We start from the raw sequence: 8049 nt of genomic DNA, 5'->3' as shown, positions 1-8049 counted from the left end.
GAGAACGATCATGTGTGTGGCAATGCTTCTGTCGTCGGCTGGCGCTGCCTTCGCGTCGGGTGGCATCTGGTGCTCCACCGAGGACCCGGCGGCGACATTCGAGGTCGAGGCAGGCGTCACCAGAGGCATGGGCGGGCCGACCTTCAACTTTCGCGGCAACCTCGAAATTCTGAGCCGGCCTGCCGGCGACAGCCTGCGCAAGACGGTGTTCGAGGATTCCAACCTGACGCAGTACTGGCTCGACGGCAAGGAATTGCGGCTGAACATCTATCGCGAGCACGAGGTCGCGCAAAAGATCAATTCGGTCGAACTGACGATCCTGACCAAGACCAGCGACGAAGGCGTCTACGACGGGAGCTATACGCTCGCCGTCTACGACGCCGCGGCGGATACGGACCAGGACGGCAAACCGGTTGAAATCAGCGGCAAGGTGTCGTGCGGAGCGGAGTGAGCGGGGTCAGGCCGTGATATCGATGACGCCGCAATCGCCGGCGGCACTACCGAAGGCGACCCGGCGTTCTTCCTTGTCCCACATCATCGAGGTGATGGCGCCCTTGCCCGGCCGTCGCAACAGCACTTCCTTGGCGTCGGCAAAACGCACCGCCATCACCATCCCGTCATCATAGCCGACGGCAACGACATCCTGGCTCGGGTGGCAGGCGACAGCCGTCACCATGGCGTTGCCGCGCGTGCCGAGCTCCAGCGGTGCCTTGCCCATGGGACCATCCTTGCCTGAAAACGGCCAGACGATCGCCGCCGGCGCGCCGGAACTCGCCAGCCACTTGCCCTTCACACTCCACGACAGACTTTTGACCTTGCCGGGATAGCCGGTCATGCGCATGTGCTTGCCGTCGGCGAGCTTCCAGCCGTGCAATGCGTTTTCCTGCATGGTGGTGACGAGGAAGGCGCCATCGGGAGAGAAGGTGATGCCGGTGTGGGCGCCGGCCCATTCAAGCTCCACCGGCTTGCCCTCGGCGGCCGGGAAATGCAGCGTCGCGCCATTGTAGCGGGCGACACCGAAGCGCATGCCCTTGGGCGAAAAGGCCAGCCCCTCGACCGAACGCGGATGGACGAATTCCCTCGTCTTGCCGTCGGCGAAGCGCACGAAGGCGGTCTTGCCTGAGGCATAGGCGATGGCGCCTTGCGGCCCGGCGGCAACGCTGGTGATCCACTTCTTGGCCGCGCTTGCCAGTTCCGTGACCTCGCCGCCCGCCTTCACGGCAAACACCTTGCCGTCCTCGCCGCCGGTGATCAGCCGGTCATTGGCCGCATCATGGAAGGCGGCGAGCACCCCGTCATTGGCCTGAACTGTCTTGTGGCCATGGTCGAGCCGATGGACGGCGCCGTCGGCCATCGCGAAATGCGGCACGTCGCCGAGAAAGACGGCGGCGATGCAGTGGCCTTCGAGATCAAGCGGGGCGACGGTCGGCATGTGAGATTATTCCATTCGAGATTTATGCTGGTCGTCTAACCTCGCTGGGTCGCCAGCGCGGCTGGGTGCGGCCGGCCTTCTCCCCTTGTGGAAGAAGGTGGATCGGCGCGCAGCACCGAGACGGTTGAGGGGTGGGTGACGGATCTCCGTCAGCGCCAAGCTGGAACCCCCCTCATCCGACCGAGCTTCGCCCCTCCTTCCTTCTCCCACAAGGGGAGAAGGAAGGAGGGGCAGCGCTAGCGCTATAAAGTCTGGAAATCAAGCCGCCTGGCAGGCGTCAAAACTCTTCTTCAGCCGCTCGGCGTCGAGTTCCCTGCCGATGAACACCAGCCGGCTCTCATGCTTCTCGCCGTCCTTCCAGGCGCGCTGGTGGTCGCCCTCGATGATCATGTGCACGCCCTGGATGACATAGCGCTCATCATCGCCCTTGAGCGCGATGATGCCCTTCAGCCGCAGGATGTTGGGGCCTTCCATCTGGGTGATCTTCTCGATCCATGGGAAGAATTTCTTCGGGTCCATCTCGCCGCCGCGCAGCGACACCGATTGCACCGTCACGTCATGGATGTCGGAAGCATGCGCATGATGGTGGTGCCCGTCATGATCATGGTGGTGGTGATCGTGGCCGTCATGGTCGTGGTCATGATGATCGTGATCGTCATGCGCTTCGAGGAAGTGTGGATCGTTTTCCAGCGCCCTCGACAGGTCGAAAGCGCCGCGATCGAGCACCTCGGTCAGGGCGACGCCGGCTCGGGTCGTGCGGTGGATCTTCGCCGCCGGATTGATGGCGCGGATCGTCGCCTCGACCTTGGCGAGCTCTTCTGATGTGACGAGGTCGGTTTTGTTGAGCACGACGACGTCGGCGAAGGCGATCTGGTCCTCGGCTTCCCGGGAATCCTTGAGCCGCAGCGGCAGGTGCTTGGCGTCGACCAGCGCCACCACCGCGTCGAGCCTGGTCTTGGAGCGCACGTCGTCATCCATGAAGAAGGTCTGCGCCACCGGCACCGGATCGGCGAGCCCGGTGGTCTCGACGACGATGGCATCGAAGCGGCCGGGTCGGCGCATCAGGCCCTCGACGACACGGATCAGGTCGCCGCGCACCGTGCAGCAGACGCAGCCATTGTTCATCTCGTAGATTTCCTCGTCGGATTCCACGATCAGGTCGTTGTCGATGCCGATTTCGCCGAACTCGTTGACGATGACGGCGTAGCGCCTGCCGTGGTTTTCCGACAGGATGCGGTTGAGCAGCGTCGTCTTGCCGGCACCGAGATAGCCGGTGAGAACGGTTACGGGGATCTGCGTCTGTGCGTCGCTCATGGCTTGCCTCGAATTATCTGGGCCTCGGAAATTCGGCCTGAGAAAAAGGGAATGTCGGCTCCATATAGGATGTGTGCGGGGCTTTTGCACGGGGCAAACCGATGGGCCAAACCGGCTTGCTGCATTGCCGAATCGTTGGCGAAAGCCGTTGTGATCGCCTAGATCAGGGCGACAGATGCCAATTCGAGAGGCAAGATATGTCCGGCAAGCCATCCTCGTTCTCAATGAGCCGGCGCCAGGCGCTCGGTTTGATCGCGGTCACCGCCGGCGGTGGTGCCTTCCTGCCCGCCGCCGCGATAGCAGACCAGACTTCACCCTATGCCGGACTGGCCTTGTTCGAAAACGGCGCCGGTGTCTGCACCATCACGCCCGAGGCGACCGAGGGACCTTTCTATTTCGATCCGAAGCTAGAACGCGCCGATGTCACCGAAGGCAAGAAGGGCATTGCCCTTGATGTCCGGCTGCAGGTTGTCGACGCGGGCTGCCGCCCGCTTGCCGGCGCTCGTGTCGACATCTGGCATTGCGACGCGCAAGGCGCCTATTCCGGCTATCCCGGACAGGGTGATGGCCGCGATCTCGACCTCGGGCCAGACCTTCCTGCGTGGTTGGCAAAGGACCGACGCGAGTGGCATCGTTTCCTTCGCCACGATCTATCCCGGCTGGTATCGCGGCCGCACCACCCACATCCATTTTAAGGTCTTTCCCGACGACAGTTCGGTGATGACCGGACAGTTGTTTTTCCCGGACAGCCTCAGCGAGCAGATTTTCACCACGGCCGCACCCTACAATGACCGGTCGGGCGAGCGCGACACCTCGAATGCCGCGGACGGCATCGCCAGGCGGGCTGGACCGCAATCGCAGGCTGCGCTGCGCGAGCTGGAGGATGCCTATCAGGCGCTGATGATCATCGCGGTGAAGTCCGGCTGAGCGGCGGTCACTCCATCACTTTGCTCGCGGCGAAAATTCCGGCTGGGAATTCGTTTGTCATCTAACTGAAATAAACATCTGGCATTAGCCACGGCGGACACCACAATGCTTGCCGGCAAAGCTGTTTGAAGCTCCGGAATCTTTTTCATCGTCGATTGCCAACCGGCCGGCTGCCTCTATGCTGCCCGCACCGGTACGGCCGAAGAGGGATGACCATGGCCAAGGCGGATAAGACTGCGACAATGAGCCGGCTGCATTCGGCGGCAAGGCTGGCAAGAACGGCGCTGGCGGCCCGGCTTCTGGCGCACGGCTTCTATGCCGGCCAGGATCAGATCATGCTGGCGCTCGACCGTGAGGACGGCCAGACGCCGGGCAATCTTGCCGGACGCCTCGGCGTGCGCCCACCTACCATCACCAAGACAATCAACCGGCTGCAGGCCCAGGGTTTTCTGGAAAAACGCGCCTCCTCGGCCGACGCCCGTCAGGCGCATATTTTCCTCACCGACACCGGTCGCGACATCATTCACGCCATCGAGAAATCGGTGAAGAAGACCGAAAAGCTGGCGCTGAAGGGTCTCGACAAGAAGGACCAGAAGTCGCTGTTCAAACTGCTTGCCCGCATCGAGGCCAACCTCTCGAACGAGGAACTGGTGCTCATCGACGACGACGCCGAATCGGACGACTGACCGGCGGATTGTCGCGGCAGGCGATCAGGCCGCCGCGGCAGAGCCCTGGATCAGCGACGACCAGCGTCCCGGTGTCATGCCGAACGCCTTCTTGAATTGCCTGATGAAATGGCTCTGGTCGCTGAAGCCGGCTTCGACCGCGATCTGTGCCAACGGTTCGCCGGCGGCGATCATCCGCCGCGCCCGCTGAAGCCGGCGCATCACCAGGAAGCGATGTGGACTGGTGGAGAAAGCGGCACGGAAATGCCGTGACAAGGCATAGCGATCGAGCCCGGTTACAGCTTCCAGCTCGCCGGAACGCACCGGCCGGTTCAGGTTTTCCGTGAGATAGTCGCGCGCCAGCGCAGCCGCCCGCCACGCCGTCCTGCTCATCGGCTTCGCCGACTGGCCGCCATGCCGGATCAGGCTTTGCATCAGTTGCGTCAGGAAGTCGTCGACGAACAACTCGTCGAGTTCCTGCTCCAGCGGACCCAGCGCCGAAAGCAGCGTTGCGCAGAAGGCGGCGTCCGCCACCACGCCATCCCTGACAAAAGGCAGCGACGCGCCGCCAAGGCAGTCGAGCATCAGCGACGGTTCCAGATAGAGCATTCGGTAGCGCAGTCCGTCCTCGGTGCCGGCGCCGCCGTCATGCAACTCGTCGGGATGCAGCACGATGATCTGGCCCGGAAGGCTGTGGCGCGCAGCGCCGAGATAGCGAAACGTCTGCACACCGTGCAGCGTCACCCCGATCGCATAGGTGTCGTGGCGATGCAGGTCGAAGGCGCTGCCATGGAAGCGCGCCTCGATCCGCTCCATGCCTGCGGGATCGGGGGCGGAGATGATACGGTTTTCCGCCGCATCGACGCACAAACGTCCAAGACCCTTGTAGGCCTGGCTGTCTAGATCGTGCGACATCATCTCCTTCAGCCTCGCATTGGGGCACAAACCGAATGGCCAATGTCTCATGTTCGATACGAAATTTGCAATCGTGCTCAGGGAAGATCTGCCGGTCTGGCAGAAACTCAACGTCACCGCTTTCCTGACCAGCGGCATCGTCGCGCAGTTTCCCGATATCATCGGTGCACCCTATCGCGACCGCGCCGGCAATCTCTACAACCCGCTGTCGATCCAGCCGGTCATCGTTTTGTCCGCCGACCAGACGACGCTGGGCACCATCCATCGGCGCACGCTGGAGCGCGGCGTGACCACCTCGCTCTATGTCGAGGAAATGTTTTCGACCGGCTTTGACGCGGCCAACCGTGCCGTCTTCGCCGAATTCGCGCCTGAAGACGCCAAGGTGGTCGGGATCGCGCTTCGCGCCGACAAGAAGCTGGTCGATAAAATCACCAAGGGCGCCCGCATGCACGCCTAGCCAAGGCACTACGCCTGCCGGCGGCTCTTGTTGTGCCAGCAGGCTTTCATGTCGCGGCAGTCGACAATTGGCTTGCCGGGAGCCGGCAATTCCCGCAAAGGTGGGCTCCAGCCCAGCTTCCCACCCGGCCTGCAAGTGAGTGCTCCCCAAAGACATGTAGAAAGCGCGACGCCCCCGGTGGCGATCGTGTGCATGCTTTCCACCTATGTCTTCTTCACCTTCCTCGACACATCAAGCAAATACCTCGTCCTTGCAGGCGTTTCCGTGCTGGTCGTTGCCTGGGTGCGCTTTGCCGTGCATGTCGTGCTGGTCGGCGCGCTGCTGCGCGGCTGGCGCCAACCGGTGCGGTTTCGTCCGGTCAACCTGCCGGCGCATATCTTGCGTGGCGCGTTCCTGTTCGGATCGACCATATTCAATGTCCTGGCGCTCAAATCCCTGCAACTGGCCGAGACAACCTCGATCTATTTCTTCGGGCCGATGGTGATCACGGCACTGGCCGGTCCGCTGCTTGGCGAGTGGGCCGGCTGGCGGCGCTGGCTGGCCATCCTGGCGGCCTTTGCCGGCGTCCTCATCATCACCCGGCCGGGCGTCGGCGTTTTCGGCATCGGACATCTCTTCGCGCTCGGCTCGATGCTGTCGAACTGCTTCTACGTCATCATGACGCGCCGCATGTCGGCGACCGAGACATCGGAGAGCCTCATCCTGTTTTCGGCGTTGGCGCCGGCGCTGTTGCTTCTGCCCCTGCTGCCGTTTTCGTTTTCCCTGCCGCATGACGGTTGGCACTGGTTCGTGCTGCTGATGCTCGGCGTGTTCGGCGGCGTCGGTCACTGGCTGCTGGTCCAGGCCTACCGGCTGGCGACAACCACGGCTTTGGCGCCCTATCCCTATTCGCAGATGGTGTGGATGATCATTTCCGGCTGGATCGTCTTCAAGCAGTTTCCCGACCGCTGGACATTGGTCGGCGCCGCCATCATCGTCGCCAGCGGTCTCTACATCGTCCATCGCGAGCATAGGCTTCGGCTGCGGAGCCGCGCGGCCTCGGATGTCGAGGCCGAGGCGTTGGCAAAAAAACTTTGATTTGCCCCCGATCGGTGGCATAACGCCGCCTTTAAACAGTTTAGGTCTGGAAATTCAGGTCCGGGGAGCACACGTCGCTGGCACAAAAAATCAAGCTTTCGACGATCGCGGATGCGCTCGGCGTGTCCACGGCTACGGTCTCGCTGGCGCTGCGCGACAGCCCTCTGGTTGCCGGTACCACGCGTGACCGCATCAAGGAACATGCCCGCGCCATCGGCTATATCTATAACCGACGCGCCGCCAGCCTGCGCACCTCGCGTTCCGGCATTGTCGGCGTCGTCGTCCACGACATCATGAACCCATTCTTCGCCGAGATCCTGCGCTCAATCGAAAGCGAGCTCGACCGCAGCCGTCAAACCTTCATCCTGTCCAATCATTACGATCAGCTCGAAAAGCAGCGCACCTTCATCGACACGCTTTTACAGCTCGGCGCCGACGGCGTCATCATGTCGCCGGCCATCGGCACGCCGGCTTCCGACATCCTGATGGCCGAGGAGAACGGCCTGCCGGCTGTGCTGATCGCGCGCACCGTCGAGGGTGCCGACGTGCCGGTCTTTCGCGGCGACGACTCTTATGGAACAGGCCTCGCCACCAACCATCTGATCTCGCTCGGCCACAAGCGCATCGCCATGATCGGCGGCACCGACCAGACCTCGACCGGCCGTGACCGCTACCAGGGCTATGTCAACGCGATGGAGGCGGCCGGGCTGGAAGTCAGGCCGTCATGGCGCATCGCCGGCCCACGCACCAAGCAGGCCGGCTTCGAGGCCGCCGGACAGTTCCTGGCGCTGAAGGACAGACCGACGGCTGCCTGCTGCTGGAACGACCTTGTCGCCATCGGCCTGATGAACGGCATTGCCCGTGCCGGCCTTGTGCCCGGCATCGACATCTCCGTTACCGGCTATGACGACCTCGAAGAGGCGGCGATCGCGACGCCGGCCCTGACCACCGTCTGGAACGGCCAGCGCGAGGTTGGCCGCCGCGCCGCCAGCGCGTTGCTCGACAAGCTCAACGGCCAGACGGTGCGGCCCTCGCAGGAATTGATCAAGCCGGAACTGCATGTGCGTCAGTCGACCGGCAAGCCGGTGGAGCGTGCATGACCAAGGCCGAACAGTTGCAGACCGTCGCCATCCTGGTGCCGGGCGATTTCAACGACCATGCGGTCGACCGCATCAACCGTACGTTCAGGCGTGTCAGAATAGAACGCGCCGATCCGTCCCTCATCACCGACGAGATGCGCAGCGATGTGCGCGGCATCGCTT

The 8049-nt window shown here is 63.1% G+C and carries 11 protein-coding genes and 1 pseudogene; 8 read left to right on the top strand and 4 right to left on the bottom strand.

The window, feature by feature from the left end:
* On the top strand, positions 1–451 hold a 451-nt coding region (locus tag EN749_RS24830), incomplete at its 5' end, for a hypothetical protein (RefSeq protein ID WP_128364162.1).
* A 6-nt stretch (positions 452–457) separates the two neighbouring features.
* Here the strand turns inward: EN749_RS24830 and EN749_RS24825 are convergent.
* Positions 458–1432 (bottom strand): WD40 repeat domain-containing protein, encoded by a 975-nt coding sequence (locus EN749_RS24825; protein WP_128364161.1) that lies wholly within the window; start codon positions 1430–1432, stop codon positions 458–460.
* 258 nt (positions 1433–1690) lie between these two features.
* Positions 1691–2746, bottom strand: a complete 1056-nt coding sequence (locus EN749_RS24820; RefSeq protein ID WP_127808208.1) for a GTP-binding protein — start codon at positions 2744–2746, stop codon at positions 1691–1693.
* 197 nt (positions 2747–2943) lie between these two features.
* On the opposite strand from EN749_RS24820, the gene EN749_RS24815 reads away from it, so the two are divergent.
* Positions 2944–3441 (top strand): hypothetical protein, encoded by a 498-nt coding sequence (locus tag EN749_RS24815; protein ID WP_348629378.1) that lies wholly within the window; start codon positions 2944–2946, stop codon positions 3439–3441.
* A 25-nt stretch (positions 3442–3466) separates the two neighbouring features.
* Positions 3467–3673 (top strand): hypothetical protein, encoded by a 207-nt coding sequence (locus EN749_RS39630; protein WP_348629377.1) that lies wholly within the window; start codon positions 3467–3469, stop codon positions 3671–3673.
* Here EN749_RS39630 and EN749_RS24810 read toward each other — a convergent pair.
* Positions 3637–3822, bottom strand: coding sequence for a hypothetical protein (locus EN749_RS24810; protein ID WP_127266502.1), 186 nt, complete (start codon positions 3820–3822; stop codon positions 3637–3639). The two genes, EN749_RS39630 and EN749_RS24810, sit on opposite strands and share 37 nt — an antisense overlap.
* A gap of 66 nt (positions 3823–3888) precedes the next feature.
* Between EN749_RS24810 and EN749_RS24805 the strand changes: the two genes are divergently transcribed.
* Positions 3889–4359, top strand: a complete 471-nt coding sequence (locus tag EN749_RS24805) for a MarR family winged helix-turn-helix transcriptional regulator (protein WP_127396003.1) — start codon at positions 3889–3891, stop codon at positions 4357–4359.
* A 24-nt stretch (positions 4360–4383) separates the two neighbouring features.
* Here EN749_RS24805 and EN749_RS24800 read toward each other — a convergent pair whose 3' ends face one another.
* Positions 4384–5253 carry an AraC family transcriptional regulator gene (locus EN749_RS24800; protein WP_128364160.1) on the bottom strand — a complete coding sequence of 290 codons (870 nt, stop codon included), beginning with the start codon at positions 5251–5253 and terminating at the stop codon, positions 4384–4386.
* Positions 5254–5302: 49 nt separating this feature from the next.
* Here EN749_RS24800 and EN749_RS24795 point away from each other — a divergent pair, with 49 nt between their 5' ends.
* The 4 genes and pseudogenes from EN749_RS24795 to EN749_RS39625 all read left to right on the top strand — a co-directional run.
* Positions 5303–5710: a DUF2000 family protein gene (locus EN749_RS24795; RefSeq protein ID WP_128307228.1), complete on the top strand. Its 408-nt coding sequence runs from the start codon at positions 5303–5305 to the stop codon at positions 5708–5710.
* A gap of 192 nt (positions 5711–5902) precedes the next feature.
* Positions 5903–6787 carry a DMT family transporter gene (locus EN749_RS24790; RefSeq protein WP_164748949.1) on the top strand — a complete coding sequence of 295 codons (885 nt, stop codon included), beginning with the start codon at positions 5903–5905 and terminating at the stop codon, positions 6785–6787.
* 77 nt (positions 6788–6864) lie between these two features.
* Positions 6865–7887, top strand: coding sequence for a LacI family DNA-binding transcriptional regulator (locus tag EN749_RS24785; RefSeq protein ID WP_127396005.1), 1023 nt, complete (start codon positions 6865–6867; stop codon positions 7885–7887).
* Positions 7884–8049, top strand: a pseudogene (locus EN749_RS39625) (2-hydroxyacid dehydrogenase); the annotation flags it as partial. The gene EN749_RS24785 and the pseudogene EN749_RS39625, both read left to right, overlap by 4 nt.

The organism is Mesorhizobium sp. M7A.F.Ca.ET.027.02.1.1 (assembly GCF_004022985.1).
GTDB lineage: Bacteria > Pseudomonadota > Alphaproteobacteria > Rhizobiales > Rhizobiaceae > Mesorhizobium.
Note: the sequence above shows the minus strand (reverse complement) of the source record. Positions and strands in the feature narration are given on the sequence as shown.

Excerpts from the sequence above, each read along its gene's own strand:
- EN749_RS24790 (WP_164748949.1), top strand. The coding sequence starts at position 5,903 with ATGCTTTCCACCTATGTCTTCTTCACCTTCCTCGACACATCAAGCAAA.
- EN749_RS24825 (WP_128364161.1), bottom strand. The coding sequence starts at position 1,432 with ATGCCGACCGTCGCCCCGCTTGATCTCGAAGGCCACTGCATCGCCGCC.
- EN749_RS39630 (WP_348629377.1), top strand. The coding sequence starts at position 3,467 with ATGACCGGACAGTTGTTTTTCCCGGACAGCCTCAGCGAGCAGATTTTC.
- EN749_RS24795 (WP_128307228.1), top strand. The coding sequence starts at position 5,303 with ATGTTCGATACGAAATTTGCAATCGTGCTCAGGGAAGATCTGCCGGTC.
- EN749_RS24805 (WP_127396003.1), top strand. The coding sequence starts at position 3,889 with ATGGCCAAGGCGGATAAGACTGCGACAATGAGCCGGCTGCATTCGGCG.
- EN749_RS24800 (WP_128364160.1), bottom strand. The coding sequence starts at position 5,253 with ATGTCGCACGATCTAGACAGCCAGGCCTACAAGGGTCTTGGACGTTTG.
- EN749_RS24820 (WP_127808208.1), bottom strand. The coding sequence starts at position 2,746 with ATGAGCGACGCACAGACGCAGATCCCCGTAACCGTTCTCACCGGCTAT.
- EN749_RS24810 (WP_127266502.1), bottom strand. The coding sequence starts at position 3,822 with ATGAAAAAGATTCCGGAGCTTCAAACAGCTTTGCCGGCAAGCATTGTG.
- EN749_RS24815 (WP_348629378.1), top strand. The coding sequence starts at position 2,944 with ATGTCCGGCAAGCCATCCTCGTTCTCAATGAGCCGGCGCCAGGCGCTC.